This is a genomic window from Enterobacter cloacae complex sp. 2024EL-00711 (assembly GCF_047529885.1).
GTDB classification, from domain to species: Bacteria; Pseudomonadota; Gammaproteobacteria; order Enterobacterales; family Enterobacteriaceae; genus Enterobacter; species Enterobacter ludwigii.
Genome location: NZ_JBLIZC010000006.1, coordinates 1 through 17429 on the forward strand (window position 1 = coordinate 1; position 17429 = coordinate 17429).

Annotated in this window: 14 protein-coding genes and 5 tRNA genes; 4 read left to right on the plus strand and 15 right to left on the minus strand. The window is 54.1% G+C overall.

Features of this window, described 5'->3' with window-relative positions; all coding sequences use genetic code 11:
* The 5 genes from ACMVME_RS16985 to ACMVME_RS17005 all read right to left on the minus strand — a co-directional run.
* Positions 1–637 (minus strand): GTP-binding protein (locus ACMVME_RS16985; RefSeq protein ID WP_180251545.1); only part of this gene is annotated, 637 nt, incomplete at its 3' end.
* A gap of 118 nt (positions 638–755) precedes the next feature.
* Positions 756–831 (minus strand) — tRNA-Thr (locus ACMVME_RS16990).
* A gap of 6 nt (positions 832–837) precedes the next feature.
* Positions 838–912: transfer RNA gene (locus tag ACMVME_RS16995), tRNA-Gly, on the minus strand.
* A 116-nt stretch (positions 913–1028) separates the two neighbouring features.
* Positions 1029–1113 (minus strand) — tRNA-Tyr (locus ACMVME_RS17000).
* Between the two features lie 8 nt (positions 1114–1121).
* A tRNA-Thr gene (locus ACMVME_RS17005) sits at positions 1122–1197 on the minus strand.
* A gap of 315 nt (positions 1198–1512) precedes the next feature.
* Here ACMVME_RS17005 and coaA point away from each other — a divergent pair.
* Positions 1513–2463, plus strand: a complete 951-nt coding sequence (coaA, locus tag ACMVME_RS17010) for a type I pantothenate kinase (RefSeq protein ID WP_025206418.1) — start codon at positions 1513–1515, stop codon at positions 2461–2463.
* 50 nt (positions 2464–2513) lie between these two features.
* Here the strand turns inward: coaA and dppF are convergent, their stop codons facing one another.
* The 9 genes from dppF to ACMVME_RS17055 all read right to left on the minus strand — a co-directional run bounded on the left by dppF (position 2514) and on the right by ACMVME_RS17055 (position 13081).
* On the minus strand, positions 2514–3527 hold the full coding sequence (dppF, locus tag ACMVME_RS17015; protein WP_020882631.1) for a dipeptide ABC transporter ATP-binding subunit DppF: 1014 nt from the start codon (positions 3525–3527) through the stop codon (positions 2514–2516).
* Positions 3524–4507 carry a dipeptide ABC transporter ATP-binding protein gene (gene dppD / locus ACMVME_RS17020; RefSeq protein WP_014168148.1) on the minus strand — a complete coding sequence of 328 codons (984 nt, stop codon included), beginning with the start codon at positions 4505–4507 and terminating at the stop codon, positions 3524–3526. The genes dppF and dppD overlap by 4 nt, the downstream gene beginning before the upstream one ends.
* Positions 4508–4517: 10 nt before the next feature.
* Positions 4518–5420: a dipeptide ABC transporter permease DppC gene (gene dppC, locus ACMVME_RS17025; protein WP_014168147.1), complete on the minus strand. Its 903-nt coding sequence runs from the start codon at positions 5418–5420 to the stop codon at positions 4518–4520.
* Positions 5421–5429: 9 nt separating this feature from the next.
* A complete protein-coding gene (gene dppB, locus ACMVME_RS17030) occupies positions 5430–6449 on the minus strand; it encodes a dipeptide ABC transporter permease DppB (RefSeq protein WP_020882632.1) in 1020 nt (339 codons plus the stop codon).
* Positions 6450–6610: 161 nt separating this feature from the next.
* Positions 6611–8218, minus strand: coding sequence for a dipeptide ABC transporter periplasmic-binding protein DppA (dppA, locus tag ACMVME_RS17035; RefSeq protein ID WP_068795305.1), 1608 nt, complete (start codon positions 8216–8218; stop codon positions 6611–6613).
* A 620-nt stretch (positions 8219–8838) separates the two neighbouring features.
* Positions 8839–8915 (minus strand) — tRNA-Pro (locus tag ACMVME_RS17040).
* A gap of 91 nt (positions 8916–9006) precedes the next feature.
* Positions 9007–10701 (minus strand): kdo(2)-lipid A phosphoethanolamine 7''-transferase, encoded by a 1695-nt coding sequence (eptB, locus tag ACMVME_RS17045; protein ID WP_014168144.1) that lies wholly within the window; start codon positions 10699–10701, stop codon positions 9007–9009.
* Positions 10702–10941: 240 nt separating this feature from the next.
* Positions 10942–12144, minus strand: coding sequence for an MFS transporter (locus ACMVME_RS17050; RefSeq protein ID WP_025206420.1), 1203 nt, complete (start codon positions 12142–12144; stop codon positions 10942–10944).
* Between the two features lie 238 nt (positions 12145–12382).
* Positions 12383–13081, minus strand: coding sequence for an autotransporter domain-containing protein (locus ACMVME_RS17055; RefSeq protein WP_068795307.1), 699 nt, complete (start codon positions 13079–13081; stop codon positions 12383–12385).
* A 162-nt stretch (positions 13082–13243) separates the two neighbouring features.
* Here ACMVME_RS17055 and tag point away from each other — a divergent pair, with 162 nt between their 5' ends.
* Both tag and ACMVME_RS17065 read left to right on the plus strand, forming a co-directional pair.
* Complete coding sequence (gene tag, locus ACMVME_RS17060) at positions 13244–13825, plus strand: DNA-3-methyladenine glycosylase I (protein WP_014168140.1); 582 nt, start codon at positions 13244–13246, stop codon at positions 13823–13825.
* Positions 13803–14243: an N-acetyltransferase gene (locus tag ACMVME_RS17065; protein ID WP_014168139.1), complete on the plus strand. Its 441-nt coding sequence runs from the start codon at positions 13803–13805 to the stop codon at positions 14241–14243. The genes tag and ACMVME_RS17065 overlap by 23 nt, the downstream gene beginning before the upstream one ends.
* On the opposite strand, the gene ACMVME_RS17070 is transcribed toward ACMVME_RS17065, so the two are convergent.
* The gene (locus tag ACMVME_RS17070) at positions 14212–16491 is read right to left on the minus strand and encodes a molybdopterin guanine dinucleotide-containing S/N-oxide reductase (RefSeq protein ID WP_047742831.1); all 2280 of its coding nucleotides are present in this window, start codon (positions 16489–16491) and stop codon (positions 14212–14214) included. The genes ACMVME_RS17065 and ACMVME_RS17070 overlap by 32 nt on opposite strands.
* Before the next feature lie 212 nt (positions 16492–16703).
* Here ACMVME_RS17070 and ACMVME_RS17075 point away from each other — a divergent pair, with 212 nt between their 5' ends.
* Positions 16704–17366 carry an OmpA family lipoprotein gene (locus ACMVME_RS17075; protein ID WP_014168137.1) on the plus strand — a complete coding sequence of 221 codons (663 nt, stop codon included), beginning with the start codon at positions 16704–16706 and terminating at the stop codon, positions 17364–17366.
* Positions 17367–17429 lie beyond the last annotated feature (63 nt).

The following is a 17429-nucleotide window of genomic DNA, read 5'->3' on the forward strand; positions in this document are numbered from 1 at the left end:
GCAGGAACGGCTTATCAATCGCACGCTCTGGTTCTGGGATGTAAGAATCCAGGAAGCCAGCCAGTTCGATGATTTTCGCTTCCCACTCAGCGTCGCCTTCCAGCGCTTTCAGCGCGGAACCACGAACGATTGGGGTGTCGTCGCCTGGGAAATCGTACTGAGACAGCAGTTCACGAACTTCCATCTCTACCAGTTCCAGCAGCTCTTCGTCATCAACCATGTCACATTTGTTCAGGAACACGATGATGTAAGGAACGCCTACCTGACGACCCAGCAGGATGTGCTCACGGGTCTGAGGCATTGGGCCGTCAGTCGCAGCAACAACCAGGATCGCGCCGTCCATCTGCGCAGCACCGGTGATCATGTTTTTAACATAGTCGGCGTGGCCTGGGCAGTCTACGTGTGCGTAGTGGCGAGTCGGGGTGTCATATTCAACGTGAGAGGTGTTGATGGTGATACCACGAGCTTTTTCTTCTGGTGCGTTATCGATCTGGTCGAATGCACGAGCAGAACCACCGTAGGTTTTAGCCAGAACGGTAGTGATTGCAGCGGTCAGCGTTGTTTTACCATGGTCAACGTGGCCGATAGTACCGACGTTAACGTGCGGTTTTGTACGTTCAAACTTTTCTTTAGACATCGATTGTCCCTCTAAGACACGGATAAATCGGTGATATCACCACATCAACCAGGCGAAATGCCTGAATTGTTGAATACAGTAAAATTGAAACAGAGAGAAACGGGAAGGAGAAGTGAAGTGGTGCTGATACCCAGAGTCGAACTGGGGACCTCACCCTTACCAAGGGTGCGCTCTACCAACTGAGCCATATCAGCACGTATTGGAGCGGGCAGCGGGAATCGAACCCGCATCATCAGCTTGGAAGGCTGAGGTAATAGCCATTATACGATGCCCGCATCCTGAAACTCGGCTACCCAGTTCTTTCTGTAACAAAAAAAGAGATTTCTCTCTTTTTAGGTTCGAGCTGATTCAATTTTCAAACCAGCTCCGGCGGCTTAACGCTGCCAGAAAGTGGTGGTGGGGGAAGGATTCGAACCTTCGAAGTCTGTGACGGCAGATTTACAGTCTGCTCCCTTTGGCCGCTCGGGAACCCCACCGGACTTGATGGTGCCGACTACCGGAATCGAACTGGTGACCTACTGATTACAAGTCAGTTGCTCTACCTACTGAGCTAAGTCGGCATCAAGTAGCGCGCATTCTATGGAGACATGCGCAGTCATGCAACTAAAAAATTGCATAAAACGTTCTTTCGCTCATATTTTATTCGAAACCAGGGTTAACCGCTGTAAATTCATCCACTCAAGGTCAAAAATTCAACATCGGCGCCCGATTTACACCACATATACCGTATCGTGATGGCTCCCGCGTAAAGCATCGCTTCCCCATATTTTTTCTTATTATTCCTGTCATCTGGTGTTAACCTCCTGCCCATTGTCCAAAATTAACTATGTTGAGCCCGGACGCGCTGTGTTGTGCTGGCTCACTGAAGCATGCTTATGAGCAAAAAAGAGCAAACGTTAATGACACCTTATCTTCAGTTTAACCGTAGCCAGTGGGCTGCACTGCGTGACTCCGTCCCGATGACGCTGACGGAAGGCGAAATCGCACGGTTAAAGGGGATAAACGAAGATCTGTCGCTGGAAGAAGTGGCAGAAATCTATTTACCACTCTCGCGCTTGCTTAACTTCTATATCAGCTCCAACCTGCGCCGTCAGGCGGTGCTGGAGCAGTTCCTCGGGACGAACGGCCAACGCATTCCTTATATCATCAGCATTGCAGGCAGCGTGGCCGTCGGTAAAAGCACCACCGCACGTGTATTGCAGGCGTTACTGAGCCGCTGGCCAGAACACCGCAGCGTGGAGCTCATCACCACTGACGGTTTCCTGCACCCGAATGAGGTGTTAAAGGAACGCGGGCTAATGAAGAAGAAGGGCTTCCCGCTCTCTTATGATATGCACCGTCTGGTGAAGTTTGTCTCTGACCTGAAATCGGGCGCGCCTAACGTGACGGCTCCGGTCTATTCGCACCTGATCTACGATCGCATCCCGGGTGGAGACAAAACGGTGGTTCAGCCGGATATCCTGATCCTCGAAGGGTTAAACGTCCTGCAAAGCGGGATGGATTATCCTCACGATCCCCATCATGTGTTTGTCTCTGACTTCGTCGATTTCTCTATTTATGTCGATGCGCCGGAAGACCTGCTGCAGAACTGGTATATCAACCGCTTCCTGAAGTTCCGTGAAGGCGCGTTCACCGATCCTGACTCCTATTTCCACCACTACGCCCAGCTTTCTGAAGAAGAAGCCATTAATGTGGCGCGAGGGCTGTGGAATGAGATCAACTACGTGAACCTGAAAGAGAACATCCTGCCCACACGTGAGCGCGCCAGCCTGATCCTCACCAAGAGTGAGAAACACGCAGTTGACCAGATCCGTCTGCGCAAGTAATCACGCAGACATAAAAAAACCGGCTTAGCGCCGGTTTTTTTATTGATGGATTACGCCATCGGCTTTTCGCCATTCTCATCCTGATCGACCGCGAAGCAGGCAACCAGCTGACCGCCATAATCCTTAAGCTGTGGCTGCAACTGGGTGCACGGGCCAAAGCGGCGACTGCAGCGGGCGTTGAATGCACAGCCTGGAGGCGGATTCAGCGGGCTGGGCAATTCACCCGTCAGCTTGATGCGCTCGCGACGATCGTCAGGGTTCAGGCGCGGGGTCGCAGACAGCAGCGCCTGGGTGTACGGGTGACGAGGATGAGTAAAGATCTGCTCTTTTGTCCCCTTCTCCACGCAGCGCCCCAGATACATCACCATCACTTCGTCGGCAATGTGCTCCACAACCGACAGGTCGTGCGAAATAAACACGTACGACAGCCCCATGTCCTGCTGCAGATCCATCATCAGGTTCAACACCTGCGCACGCACAGAAACGTCGAGGGCAGATACCGGCTCATCGGCGATGACCACGTCAGGGTCGAGCATCAAACCACGCGCAATCGCGATACGCTGGCGCTGGCCGCCAGAGAACATATGCGGATAACGATCGTAATGCTCGGTCTTCAGGCCCACTTTCGCCATCATCGCCAGCGCTTTTTCACGACGCTGCTCTTTGTTCAGATTGCTGTTAATCAGCAGGGGCTCTTCCAGAATCTGTCCCACTTTTTTACGCGGGTTCAACGATCCGTACGGGTTCTGGAACACAATCTGGATTTTCTGACGGCGCAGTTTCTGCGCCTGCGGATCATGCTTGAGCAGGTCCTGTCCCTGATAATAGAGCTCACCGCCGGTGGGGACTTCAATCATTGTCAGCAAACGACCCAGCGTCGATTTGCCACAGCCTGACTCACCGACCACCGCCAGGGTTTTGCCGCGTTCAAGGGTAAAGGATACGCCATCCAGCGCTTTCACCAGGCGTTCAGGCGCAAACAGCCCCTTCTTCACCGGATAGTATTTTTTCAGGTCGATAGCCTGCAACAGCGGTTGTTGCGTGGTGGCCTGTTGCGTACTCATAGTGTTGGCCTCCCGGCATCATCGAGTGGGTAGTGGCATTTCGACTGACGACCGTCAGCAAGCAGGTTGAGCTCTGGCTCTTCTGCACGACATTTGTCTGTAGCATACGGACAACGCGGATTAAGCAGGCAGCCCTGCGGTCGGTCATATTTACCCGGTACGACGCCCGGAAGTGATGCCAGGCGCGCTTTGTCCTGGGCAAACTCCGGCAGCGCACGCAAAAGCGCCTGCGTATACGGGTGACGCGGCGCGCGGAAAATATCGTGCGAATGGCCAGTCTCGACCACCTGACCTGCATACATCACGATAATTTTGTGCGCCGCTTCGGCCACCAGCGCCAGGTCATGCGTAATCAGCACCAGCGCCATGTTCTCTTTCTGCTGCAGTTCCAGCAGCAGCTCGATGATCTGCGCCTGGATAGTCACGTCCAGTGCCGTTGTCGGTTCATCCGCAATCAGCAGTTTTGGCCGACAGGCAATCGCCATGGCGATCATCACACGCTGGCTCATCCCACCGGAGAGCTGGTGCGGGTAAACGTCCAGACGCGATGCCGGGTCAGGGATACCGACCTGATTTAGCAGATCGATCGCACGCTGACGCCGGGTCTTCTTATTCCCTCCCTGGTGCACTTTGATGGCTTCCATAATCTGGAATCCCACGGTGTAACAAGGGTTCAGGCTGGTCATCGGGTCCTGGAAGATCATCGCCACTTCCGCACCGACCAGCTGGCGGCGCTGCTTTTCGGAGATACGCTGCAGGTCCTGACCGTTAAACTCCAGACTTTCGGCCATCACACGGCCGGGATAATCAATCAGCCCCATGATGGCCAGTGAACTGACCGACTTACCGGACCCCGACTCACCCACAATGCCGACCACTTCGCCCTGATTTACGCTGTAGCTGATGCGGTCCACGGCGCGAAACGGAGTGCCTTCGTCACCGAAGTGCACCGATAATTTATCTACATTTAATAACGCCATCTCGTGCCTCTTACTGCTTCAGTTTGGGATCAAGTGCATCACGCAGGCCATCACCCATCAGGTTAAATGCCAGCACCGTCAGCAGGATTGCCAGACCCGGGAAGGTCACAACCCACCAGGCGCTTTGGGCGAACTGCAACACATCGGAGAGCATGGTGCCCCACTCCGGTGTTGGCGGCTGCGCACCCATGCCCAGGAAGCCAAGAGCGGCCATATCAAGAATGGCGTTAGAGAAACCGAGCGACGCCTGAACAATCAGCGGCGCCAGGCAGTTCGGGAAGATGTTGACGAACATTTGACGCATCGCGCCAGCACCCGCCACGCGGGAGGCCGTTACGTAGTCGCGGTTTACTTCCACCAGCACCGCCGCACGTGTGAGTCGCACATAGTGGGGAAGCGCCACGAAGGTTAATGCCAGCGCGGCGTTACTGATCGACGGACCAAAAATCGCCACCAGAACCAGCGCCAACAGCAAGCTGGGCAGCGCCAGCATGATATCGACGATACGCATGATGATGTTATCGATAATGCCGCCGAAGTAGCCGGCAACCAGACCGAGTACGATCCCCATAACCAGCGACAACACGACCACCAGGCAGCCGACCAGCAGCGACAGACGCGCACCGTACATCAGACGCGACAGCACATCGCGGCCCACATCATCGGTACCCAGCAGGTGCGACAGGCTACCGCCATCCTGCCATGCTGGCGGTGCCAGCAACGCATCACGGAACTGATCCGCCGGGTTATACGGTGCAAGTACGTTGGCAAACACCGCAATCAGGATCATGACAGAGACATAAACCAGCCCCACCACCGCGCCTTTGTTGCGCTTGAAGTAGTGCCAGAATTCCTGCAGCGGCGTCATGGGAACCGGTGCAGTAACCACTTTATTTTCAGAAACGTGTGACATGATGGCCCCTTACTTCTTATGACGAATACGCGGGTTCACCACGCCGTAGAGCAAATCGACCAGCAGGTTGACGAGAATAATCATCGTCGCGACCAGCAATACCCCGCCCTGCACTACCGGATAATCACGGCGTTGCAGTGCGTCAATCAGCCAGCGTCCGAGGCCCGGCCATGAGAAGATGGTTTCGGTCAGAATCGCACCCGCCAGCAACGTCCCCACCTGCAGACCAATAACGGTCACCACCGGCAGCATGGCGTTACGCAGGGCGTGAACGATAATGACGCGCATACGCGTCAGACCTTTGGCGCGTGCGGTGCGAATGTAATCCTCACCCAACACTTCCAGCATTGAAGAACGGGTCATACGCACGATAACCGCCAGAGGAATGGTGCCAAGCACCATCGCAGGCAGGATCATATGTGCCACCGCATCAATGAAGTTACCCTCTTCGCCCCAGATAGCCGTATCGATCAGCATGAAACCGGTCAGAGGATTCGTATCATCCAGGAAGACCATATCGCTGACGCGTCCGGAGACCGGCGTCAGGTTTAGCTGCACCGAGACCAGCATGATCAGCATCATGCCCCACCAGAAGATAGGCATGGAGTAACCCGTCAGCGCCAGGCCAACAGCCGTATGGTCGAAAATAGAGCCACGTTTCACGGCAGCCAGGACCCCAACAGGGATACCCACCGCAGTGGCGAAAATCATGGCGCAGACACCAAGCTCCAGTGTCGCTTTAAAACGCGGCACGAACTCGTCCCACACCGGAAGACGGCTTTTCAGCGAAATCCCTAAATCACCGTGCAACACGCCCCAGATATAGTTGAGGTATTGCTGCCACAGTGGTTTGTTCAGGCCAAGCTCAGCCAGCAGCTGTGCATGGCGTTCAGGTGAAATACCACGCTCGCCCGCCATAATCATTACCGGGTCGCCGGGGATCATATGGACGAAGGCAAAAGTGAGAAGGGTGATACCGATAAACGTGGGGATAACAAGTCCCAGACGTCGGAGGATGAACTGCAACATAACCCGGATTCTCTCTGATGACGTACAACCAGTTGGCGTGACGTCTGTATTGCTCACAAATGTAAATTCCCTCTCTCTTCAGGAGAGGATTAGGGTGAGGGAATGCATGCACGCCCTCACCCCTGCCCTCTCCGTGAAGGAGAGGGAGAACACCCTACTTATTATTCAACAGAGACGTTTTCGAAGTGGTGTTTGCCCAGTGGATCAACCACGTAGCCCTTCACTTCTTTACGCACTGGTTCGTACACGGTGGAGTGAGCCACAATCAGAGCCGGAGCCTGATCGTGCATCACAACCTGAGCCTGTTTGTACAGCTCGATACGTTTGTTGTGATCGTCGGTCGCACGCGCCGGCTGGATCAGGTCTTCAAACGGCTTATAGCACCAGCGAGAGTAGTTAGAACCGTCTTTCGCGGCTGCACAGCTGAACAGGGTAGCGAAGAAGTTGTCCGGATCCCCATTGTCACCGGTCCAGCCCATCATCACTGCCTGATGCTCACCCGCTTTGGCACGCTTCAGATACTCGCCCCACTCGTAGGTCACAATCTTGGCCTGAACGCCCACTTTAGCCCAGTCAGCCTGAACCATTTCAGCCATACGGCGTGCGTTCGGGTTATACGGACGCTGTACTGGCATCGCCCACAGCTCAACGGTAAAGCCTTTCTCCTGGCCTGCTTCTTTCAGCAGCGCTTTCGCTTTCTCAGGATCGTAGGTGTAGTCTTTAACGTCGTCGTTATAGCCCCACATGGTTGGTGGGATCAGGTTCTTGGCGGCAACACCCGCGCCCTGATAGACCGCTTTAATGATCGCTTCTTTATTCACCGCATAGGTCAACGCCTGACGGACTTTCACGTCATCAAACGGTTTCTTCTCGGTGTTGAAGGAGAGGTAACCCACGTTCAGACCAGCCTGCTCCAGCAGGTTGATGTTTTTATCCTGCTTCATGCGCGCGATGTCAGCCGGGTTCGGGTATGGCATGACCTGGCATTCATTTTTCTGCAGTTTTGCGTAACGCACAGAAGCATCAGGCGTGATGGAGAAGACCAGACGGTCGATCTGCGGCTTGGTGCCCCAGAAGCCCGGGAAGGCTTTATACAGAATACGGGAATCTTTCTGGTACTGCAGAAGCTGGAACGGACCGGTACCGATTGGGTTCAGGTCCACTTTCTCCGGGGTGCCGGCTTTCAGCATGTTGTCCGCGTACTCTTTAGACAGAATAGAGGCGAAGTCCATGGCCAGGTCAGCCAGGAATGGTGCTTCCGGACGCGTCAGCACGAACTGAACGGTTTTATCGTCCACTTTTTTCACTTCAGCGATCAGGTCCTGCAGGCCCATCCCTTCGAAGTATTCATAGCTGCCGCCAGACACTTTGTGATACGGGTTCTGAGCGTTTTTCTGACGGTCGAAGGAAAACACAACGTCATCGGCGCTAAAATCGCGCGTTGGTTTGAATTCTTTGTTGTCCTGCCACTTCACGCCCTGGCGCAGGTGGAAGGTATAGGTCTTACCGTCTTCGCTGACGTCCCACTTCTCCGCCAGACCTGGGATCACTTCCGTGGTACCGGTTTTGAATTCAACCAGACGGTTATAGATAGGCACAGAGCTTGCGTCGTAAGTCGTACCAGAGGTAAAGAGCTGTGGGTTAAAGCCTTCCGGCGAGCCTTCAGAACAGTAAACCAGGGTTTTTGCCTGTACGCTTGCTGCCACGGTCATAGCCACCAGGCTCAGACCAAGCTTCAGCATCCCTGACTTCTTCAAGGAAATACTCATTATTCTGCTCCAATGTGATGTTTTGCTTTGTTGTGTTACGCCGCCAGACCTTTATTTATTTTTTACCCGGTCCGGTCGGTGATGCCCGAAGGCGTTTAAGGGATGGAGAATCCTTTCAGAAGAGCGTTTGAGTTGCAGCGCAGATCGTCCCTGAAATGCCCCTCATGCCCTACAATCTGTCAACAGAATGTGAAAACGTCAATACAGGTGACGGGGATTTACGCTGAGTGTGAGAAACCGCAAACAAAGATTAAAAAAACTATGTATGCCAGTTTTCAGCAGGGAAATTTATGCTACTCGCTATGTTGCAGCACAATTATCTTCATATTTCGCAACAATCAGTGATTAACTTTTATTCAGATCGGGTAAATTTTCTTGCAGAACGGTGATTATCTGAGCACTAAATACCGCGAACGTTAAAACGCACAGCGAAAAATGCTGAGGTTATCCATAAGCAACGCGAAAAAAGATCAATCTATATATAAAAAAATACAATGGATTATGTCACAAAATCGTTAACAGACAGGAAGAAGGCGGGATAAGGTGCGTTTTGGTGAATCAGGATGAGTAAGCTGCTAATGCAAAAAGGGCTAACCTTGCGGTTAGCCCTTCTTTAAATGTGGTCGGCGAGAGAGGATTCGAACCTCCGACCCACTGGTCCCAAACCAGTTGCGCTACCAAGCTGCGCTACTCGCCGAATGCGGAGCGCATCTTACTGCTGAGGTGCGCCCCCGTCAATCCCTTAAATTAAAAAAGCCCTTCAACTGGCGATATTCTCGCCAGACGCGTTACTGCGCGGCTTTCGCCTTGCTATCAGGGAGTTTGCACCAGTTGTTATTTTCGTTGATACCGCCGTCAGGAGAGGTATAACCCAGGCAACCCAAAATGGTGTCGTACAGCTCAACGTGACGACGCGGCACCTTCATGTCTGCCTCTTTTTTCAGGTGGGCAAACATCTTCGCTTTCTCCGGGTCTTCCAGGTACTTGTCCGACATCCACATGATCATCGGTACACGGAATTGCTCAGGCGGTGCCAGCTTGCGCGGCGTACCGTGCAAATGCTCTTTCTCGTTGATTGACTCTCCGTGGTCAGCAGCATAAATAACAATCGCTTTCTTATCACGAAGCTGGTCAATCACCCGGCTCAGGAACGTATCCACATACAGAACCGAGTTATCATAGGCATTGATCAGTTCCTGCTTGCTGCAGTCTTTATTGATGCCTACACACTCCGGCTGCCACTTCGCAAAATCACGCGTGTAACGTTGGTAATAGCTGTAATGGGAGCCTTTAGTATGCAGGATAACCAGATGTTTACCCTGAGGATGGCTCTTCAGGGACTGTGACATCTCCTCAAGGAGCAACATGTCATCCACGTTCTTGCCGCGGTTACGTGGTTCGGCGCCAATCTGCTCGCGATACGAGATGTTGTCCGCCAGCGTGTTGGTGTAGAACCACATCTCACTTTGCATCGCGAATAAATCGGAGCTGAAACCGAGCTGCTTGAGTACCGCAAATACGTTCTGCTCTTTCAGGGTACGCTGTGGGTTATCACTGGCACCGCCTTCACGAACAAACATACAACGCAGCGAGAGCTTGGTTGCGGTATCGCAAGAATACCCCCGGTAAGCCACCAGGTTCTTTTCCTGCGCCAGTTTTGGCGTGGTATCCCGGTCATAACCGAGGATGCCCATATGATCCCAGCGCGTCGTTTCACCAATAACAAAGACAACATAGGTATCATCGAGTTGGTTACCCGGCGCTTCGTAACTGAATTTTTTCATTGGGTTGATGAGCGATTTCACATCACTTGATTCATCCGCCTGCGCCCAGGCATAAAGACCCAGCGCTGAAATCCAGTTGGAGGGCAGGTAGGAGTTTGCTACCACGCCGCCATAGCTTGGCATATCCACACCCGTCGCTTTTTCGATTCGTTTTTGCTGTTTTTCCATCAAGCGGATGGGTGCCCATACCAGCAAGGCCGCCAGGATAACGACGGCGATATTCCTGATTCGCTGCCCACGGGTGCGGAGCTGGCGCAGCAACGTATAGCGGCAGGTATTACTCCAGATAAAGAAGAGCGGGATCAGGCAGGTTAATACCGTCCAGACGATAAACCCTTTTCCAACCACCTCTTTCGAGAGGTCGATATCCGTTGTCATTACCGACGCGACGATGCCGTAGCCAATAACGACATTCATAAAGGTCATGTAATAACTGGCAGCGGCAGAAATAATTACCACCAGTGAGGCCAAAATTTGCCAGGTGCGTCGGCCGAAGAGTGAGAGCAGGCGTAACAGGAAGAATGTGGCGAGAACGGAACCGAACACTTCAATTGCGGCAAAAATTCCATTTCTTACGGTGAGATGTTCTAAATAACCTTCCACTCTTCTGAACAACACCGCGCCATTCAGAAATAAACCGATATAGACAGCCAGCATCAGACACAATCTTTGCTGGGTAAGAGACCTAATGTATTTCATGCAAACAACCCTGGGGAAAGGGGTATAGAGACCCGCTTAATCTCGATGAGAAAGCAGACAGAGTAAGTAAGTGCGTAAGAAACCGTTATCAGAAACGTCTACAAGCGCGTTAAGTAGACCACAGCGGGAGAGAAAAGTGGCAGCAGAGAATGTGATCGGTGCATTTTTTTACAAATTAACACGACCAGGCATACTTTGGACGACCATAAAAAAGAGGCCGTAAAGGCCTCTTAGCGATAATCAGGCATGCGCTTCGTTAAAGACTTCACGCTGCGGCTGGCGAATGGTGGTCGACAAGGCCAGCGAGATTATCAGCAAAGCAAATATCACGCAGAAGGTCACATAGAACCCGCCGAACAGCGAGGCGATTAACGAGCCGCAGATACTGCCGATGCCAAAGCCCAGATAGATAACGCCATAGTTTTTCGCCAGATTGTTCAGGCCGAAGAACTCACTGACCAGCGACGGGAAGACCGTAATCGTGCCGCCGAAATTAAAGGCCACACAGGCAATTGCGGCGAAGAACGTGGCTTCGTTCAGTGGGGCAAACAGCAGCGCCGCCATCCCCACCAGCGAGACAACCTGCCCGATGGTAATCACGCGGATACGGGCAATTTTGTCAGACAGAATCCCGAGCACCAGACGGCCAGAGAGGTTGGCAATGGAGATGACGGTGACCGCATTCGCCGCTGTTGCCGCATCCAGTTTCACCATTCCCTGAGCAATATCTTTCGCCACCCCAATCACATACAGACCGCTCATGCAGGCTGTCAGGAACATGACCGCCAACATCCAGTACTGTGGTTGACGCATAGACTGCGCGAGGGTGAAATCATTCTCCACCACACCGTTAACGGTTTTCACTTCCTGCTGCGGCGCATCTTTCATCAGCGTGGCGCCGAACAGGATCATGACCAGAACGATAGCGCCCCAGATCATGAACGTTTTTTCGAGCCCCACGGAAGCAAGCAGGTGGGAATCAATAAATTTAAAACCGAGGCTCCCCAGGCCATAGGACCCAATGGCAAATGCAGAGATTAAACCTTTACGTTCCGGGAACCACTTCACACAGTTTGACAGGGTCAGCAGATAACCTGCACCGTCGGCAAGTCCCACCAGCACCCCGGCGCTCAGCCACAGCATCATCAGATTGCTGGAATGCGCCGTCAGGAAAAAGCCCACGCCCAACAAGATACCGGATGCCATCGTCACCCGCTTCACGCCGAATCGCTCCTGCAATTTTCCCGCGACGGAAGATGAAAGCGCCAGCCCGAGGCTCAGCAAGCCGAAGGAGAACGCCACCTGGCTGACCGGTGCACCAAGCTTATCGGAAAGCGCACTGTTAAACAGGCTCCAGGTATAGACCGACCCCAGCGCAAACTGGGTCACGATGGTGCCAAAAAGCGTTAGCCAGCGCGTACGGTTGTAAGTTGATGTGTTCATGGCAGTTGTCCTGCAAGATAAAGTAAGGGAATTCGCTGAGGACAACGATAAACAAAACCTTAATATGCCTGGGGTAAAACGGCATGAAATGCAGGAGGAATGGAATGAAATGCCATAAATCGGGAATGAATGACCTTGCCGGGGAATGAAGCGACAGCGTGTTAGTGACTGCTATCGCTACAACCCCCACGGCTATTGTATTCAAGATGTTATCGACACGTTTAAAAAAGTAACAACCTTAAAAATTAGCGCTCACGCCCAGAGTGTACATAAACTCCTCACCCGTAGTGGTGTATTCCCCTTGTGCTAACGACGCATAGGCCGCCATATGCGTGTTAAACGGAATATCCGTTCCGACGGTTACATCCATCCAGTTGCCGCTTTGTGCCGGTGCCGGCGTCTGTGGCATCCCAAACTGAGATTTCCACTGGTTTTCGCCAAACTGCTGGTTATAGCTTATCTGCGCCCACGGGCGAAGCTCGCCGTACTGTGTATCCACGCGCCAGCCGAGCGTGCTGACACTGGCATGCCAGAGAGGGTCGGTAAGCCCCTGCGTCGTCGCGCTGTCACCAAATTCGTTGATCATCATCGGTGCCGTGCCGTCATAACGCCACGCCATCACCGGACCGGTCGTGATACGCCCTGACACCGGAATGTTCCAGCCCACGCTCATGGCCCCTGCCGGCGTGGAACCCGACGGTAAACTCAGCGCAAGTCCGGGGGCATTTTGTGAGGACTGAATCCGCTCGGCGAGAATATCCTCATAACGCGGTTGGTGATCCGCATCCCATGTATAGCGTTCCGCCGTATTACTTTGGGCGTCTGAAACGATATATTCCTGTTGCCAGGCAAATGCTGTATTACAAAAAAACAGACAGGCTGAAATCCCCGCCAGGCCAGAAACAGCATGGCGACCACTGATTTTTTTTATCATCATCAAAGCGACTCCAGAGAGAGCCGAATTCGGCGATATTTGTCATTGTTTAGGAAGAGTTTTGCGGGCATATGACCCTGTATTAACTATTGTCTTTATAGTAGACACGTCAAGCCTGACAGAATGAAAATTTTGCGATAACCGTTTCATTAAGGGAGATAACCGATGCAGCGTTGCGGTTGGGTAAGCCAGGATCAGCTTTATATCGACTATCACGATCGGGAATGGGGCGTACCGGAGACAGAAGGGAAAAAGCTTTTTGAGATGATCTGCCTGGAAGGTCAACAGGCGGGCTTGTCATGGATTACGGTGCTCAAGAAACGGGAAAACTATCGTAATGCTTTCCATCAGTTCGATCCGGTCGCCGTCGCTGCCATGACCGAGGATGATGTGGAACGGCTGGTCCAGGATGCAGGCATCATCCGCCATCGCGGTAAGATCCAGGCCATCATTGGTAACGCGCGCGCTTATCTGGCGATGGAGCAAAACGGAGAACCGTTCTCAGAATTTGTCTGGACGTTTGTGAACAATACGCCGCAAATTACCCAGGCCGCCACGCTCGCGGAAATCCCGGCCTCCACCCCGGCGTCGGATGCGCTCTCTAAGGCGCTGAAAAAACGCGGCTTTAAATTTGTCGGCTCCACCATCTGTTACGCCTTTATGCAGGCCTGTGGCCTGGTCAACGACCACGTTACCGGCTGCGTCTGTCATCCAGGGAGGCACCATGATCCGCAAATGGGAAAGTGATAATGCCGGGCCACTCCTGAGTCTGTGGCTTGAAAGCACCACGGAGGCGCACCCGTTTATCAGCGCAAGCTACTGGAAAGAGAACGAAGGTATGGTGCGGGATGTTTACCTGCCCGCCGCCGAAACCTGGGTATGGGAAGAAAATGGAATGCTGCGCGGCTTTATCAGCGTCATGCAGTCCCAGTTTGTGGGCGCGCTGTTTGTCTCAACTGACTTTATTGGTCGGGGGATTGGGCGTGCGCTGCTGAACCATGTTCAACAGCGCTTCCCGTATTTAAGCCTGGAGGTCTACCAGAAAAATGTCCGGGCGGTGAATTTCTATCATGCACAGGGTTTTCGCATTGAAGACAGCGCCTGGCAGGATGACACTCAGCACCCAACGTGGATCATGAGCTGGCAGGCGGATCAAACGCCGTGAGCGTAAGCTCGGGTCCCTGATATTTCTCGACCCAGGCCAGCGCCGTGTTCCCCGCGCAGCCATTCCCCAGCTTCGAGCTGGGGAGATCTTTGGTCAGAACGTTTACTGCACCGTTTTTACAAATACCGCCTTCGCTCGGCTCCAGGTCTGGCCATGCCCCCTGGTGAATGCAGATAACGCCAGGTTTAATCCCGTCGCTCACTACCGCCCCTGCCAGCACCTGGCCACGCTGATTCCAGACGCGAACCACGTCACCGTCAACGATCCCACGCGCGCGCGCATCTGCGCTGTTCAGGGTGACGGGCTCCCGTCCGGCAACCGCATACCGCTCGCGCAGTGATGAATAGTTAAGCTGGCTGTGCAGACGATGGGCAGGATGGGCCGATAACACCTGCAGCTGTTCCGGCTGGGCATTACCGTGCCACTCGTCCGGCTCAAGCCACGTTGGATGCGCCGGACAGTCGGCATACTTAAATTGGGCGATACGCTCGCTGTAGATCACAATCTTCCCGCTCTCGGTTTTCAGCGGATGGTTCTCCGGGTCGCGGCGGAAATCGGCGAAGCGAACAAACTGCGCATTCTGTTCGCTCTCCGGCATCTCAATAATCTGGTTCGCTTCCCAGAACTGTGCAAATGGCGGCAGCGTCACGCCCTGCGGGGCCCCGCGCTGGCCTGCAATCTGGTAGAACGTCTCCAGCCACTGCAAATCCGTTTTGCCCTCGGTAAAACGCTCGCGCCCCCCCGTTTCCCACAACTCGCTCAGCTCAGCAAACACCTCAAAATCATCACGCGCCTCATCACGCGGCGCTACGACGCGCTTCATCGGTACCATATGCTGATTGCTGTAGTCACCGGTCATGGTGAGGTCGTTACGCTCAAACGAGGTGGTCGCCGGCAGCACAATATCGGCATGTTTGGCTGAGGCGGTCCAAAAGCATTCAGAGATAACCACCAGTTCTGGCTTCTGCCAGGCGCGGATCAGGCGATTCGTGTCCTGGTGATGAGTAAAGTTCGCGCCGCCGGCCCACCAGACAAACCGGATATCCGGGAAGTGGCGATCCAGACCGTTATGCTGATAAAACCCGCCCGGGTTTTCCAGGGCTTCAACAATGCGCGCCACCGGGATTTTATCCACGGCATCCACACCGCCCTGAACCGAGCCCTGCAGAGAAGCCAGCACTGCCGCTTTGCGGGTCGGGTTGCCGCCATTGGCGAAGTGATAAGAGAGACCAAACCCACCGCCCGGCGTACCGATTTGCCCGAGCATGGCGGCCAGCGTCACGAGCATCCAGTGTTTCTGCTCACCGAACTGCTGGCGCTGCATCCCCCACCCAGACATTAACATCGTGGTGTTTTGGTGGAATAACGCTGCCAGTTCACGCAGTTTGGCCGCAGGAACCCCACAAATCTCTGCCGCCCACTCTGCCGTTTTGGCCATACCGTCTGTATTGCCCGTCAGATAGTCGGCGAAGTTGTCAAAACCGGTGGTACAGCGTGCGAGGAACCCGGTATCGTGCCAGCCGTTCTCCACCAGCGTATGGGCAATGCCCAGCATCATCGCCACGTCGGTGCCCATATGCGGGGCAATCCACTCGGCGCTGTCGCCGAAGAAGTCCATGGTTTCAGAGCGCATCGGGTCAATGCAGATAATGCGCTTGCCGCTTTTACGCAGCGCATCGAAATACGGGATCCCCTGCTCGTCACTGGCATTCCACGCGATTTTCAGGGTGTTGAGCGGGTTGGCGCTCCACAGCACCACCACATCGGTGTGCTCCAGCACCAGCGGCCAGCTGGTCTGCTGCTGATACACTTCGTTACCGCCCACCACGTAGGGCATGATCGCCTGCGCTGCGCCGGTGGAGTAATCCCCAAGATGCCCGGTATACCCCCCGGCCAGACTCATATAGCGCTGAAGTAACGTTGAAGCCTTATGCAGCACGCCGTTTGACCGCCAGCCGTAAGATCCGGCAAAAATGGACGACGGGCCATACGTGTCGCGAATACGTTTGTGCTGCGCATGGATCAGCGCCAGCGCGTCATCCCAGCTCACCCGGACAAACTCATCCTGACCACGAATCCCCTGCGGCTTGTCTGGCGACGCCAGAAATCCTTTACGCACCATCGGCCAGCGCACGCGCGTTTTGCTGTGCACCTGATCGCGAACGACGGTCTGTAAAGAGTTGGGATGTTGCGTTGGCAATGCCCCGCGAGACGACAGAACATTTTCGCCATCGGTTTCGACCAGCATCGGCCCCCAGTGGGCGGCGGTCAGAATCGTTTTTGTTGAGGTGCTCAAGCGTGCGCTCCTGGTTGCGTGCAGGTTTTACGGCCTTCTTAGTGAGGCAGTTTATGGTTTGTCACAAATTTCAGAGTTATACCCGGAATTTTCTCCGTATCTGGACGTCATAATCAACTGCCACGCGCGTCGTGGCAAAGAATAAAAAGGATTAAGGAAATAAGATGAAAAAACGCGTATTCGTTATTGCCGCTCTGGTGAGCGGTGCACTGGCTGTTTCTGGCTGCACAACAAACCCTTACACCGGTGAAAGCGAAGCAGGTAAATCCGGCATCGGCGCGGGTCTCGGCTCGCTGGTAGGGGCTGGTGTGGGCGCACTCTCCTCCTCCAAGAAAGACCGCGGCAAAGGCGCGTTAATTGGCGCAGCGGCAGGTGCAGCCCTGGGCGGCGGCGTGGGTTATTACATGGATGTGCAGGAAGCAAAACTGCGCGACAAAATGAAAGGCACCGGCGTGAGCGTGACGCGCAGCGGCGATAACATCATCCTGAATATGCCAAACAACGTCACCTTCGACAGCAGCAGCGCAACGCTGAAACCAGCAGGGGCGAACACCCTGACCGGCGTGGCAATGGTGCTGAAAGAGTACAACAAGACTGCGGTGAATGTGATCGGTTATACCGACAGCACCGGCAGCCAGGATCTGAATATGCGCCTGTCTCAGCAGCGTGCCGATTCTGTGGCCAGCTCGCTGATCACGCAGGGCGTTGCAGCAAACCGCATCCGCACCAGCGGCATGGGCCCTGCAAACCCTATCGCCAGCAACAGCACGGCGGAAGGCAAAGCGCAGAACCGTCGCGTTGAGATTACCTTAAGCCCAATTCAGTAATGGCTGCCCCCCTCTTCTAGGGGGAGAGGGGGATACGGGCCTCATGCCGCCACGTCGGCATGA

What these genes read in the sequence shown, in the direction of transcription:
- coaA (WP_025206418.1), top strand. Translation starts at nt 1,513, where the DNA reads ATGAGCAAAAAAGAGCAAACGTTAATGACACCTTATCTTCAGTTTAAC.
- dppF (WP_020882631.1), bottom strand. Translation starts at nt 3,527, where the DNA reads ATGAGTACGCAACAGGCCACCACGCAACAACCGCTGTTGCAGGCTATC.
- dppD (WP_014168148.1), bottom strand. Translation starts at nt 4,507, where the DNA reads ATGGCGTTATTAAATGTAGATAAATTATCGGTGCACTTCGGTGACGAA.
- dppC (WP_014168147.1), bottom strand. Translation starts at nt 5,420, where the DNA reads ATGTCACACGTTTCTGAAAATAAAGTGGTTACTGCACCGGTTCCCATG.
- dppB (WP_020882632.1), bottom strand. Translation starts at nt 6,449, where the DNA reads ATGTTGCAGTTCATCCTCCGACGTCTGGGACTTGTTATCCCCACGTTT.
- dppA (WP_068795305.1), bottom strand. Translation starts at nt 8,218, where the DNA reads ATGAGTATTTCCTTGAAGAAGTCAGGGATGCTGAAGCTTGGTCTGAGC.
- eptB (WP_014168144.1), bottom strand. Translation starts at nt 10,701, where the DNA reads ATGAAATACATTAGGTCTCTTACCCAGCAAAGATTGTGTCTGATGCTG.
- ACMVME_RS17050 (WP_025206420.1), bottom strand. Translation starts at nt 12,144, where the DNA reads ATGAACACATCAACTTACAACCGTACGCGCTGGCTAACGCTTTTTGGC.
- ACMVME_RS17055 (WP_068795307.1), bottom strand. Translation starts at nt 13,081, where the DNA reads ATGATGATAAAAAAAATCAGTGGTCGCCATGCTGTTTCTGGCCTGGCG.
- tag (WP_014168140.1), top strand. Translation starts at nt 13,244, where the DNA reads ATGCAGCGTTGCGGTTGGGTAAGCCAGGATCAGCTTTATATCGACTAT.
- ACMVME_RS17065 (WP_014168139.1), top strand. Translation starts at nt 13,803, where the DNA reads ATGATCCGCAAATGGGAAAGTGATAATGCCGGGCCACTCCTGAGTCTG.
- ACMVME_RS17070 (WP_047742831.1), bottom strand. Translation starts at nt 16,491, where the DNA reads ATGCTGGTCGAAACCGATGGCGAAAATGTTCTGTCGTCTCGCGGGGCA.
- ACMVME_RS17075 (WP_014168137.1), top strand. Translation starts at nt 16,704, where the DNA reads ATGAAAAAACGCGTATTCGTTATTGCCGCTCTGGTGAGCGGTGCACTG.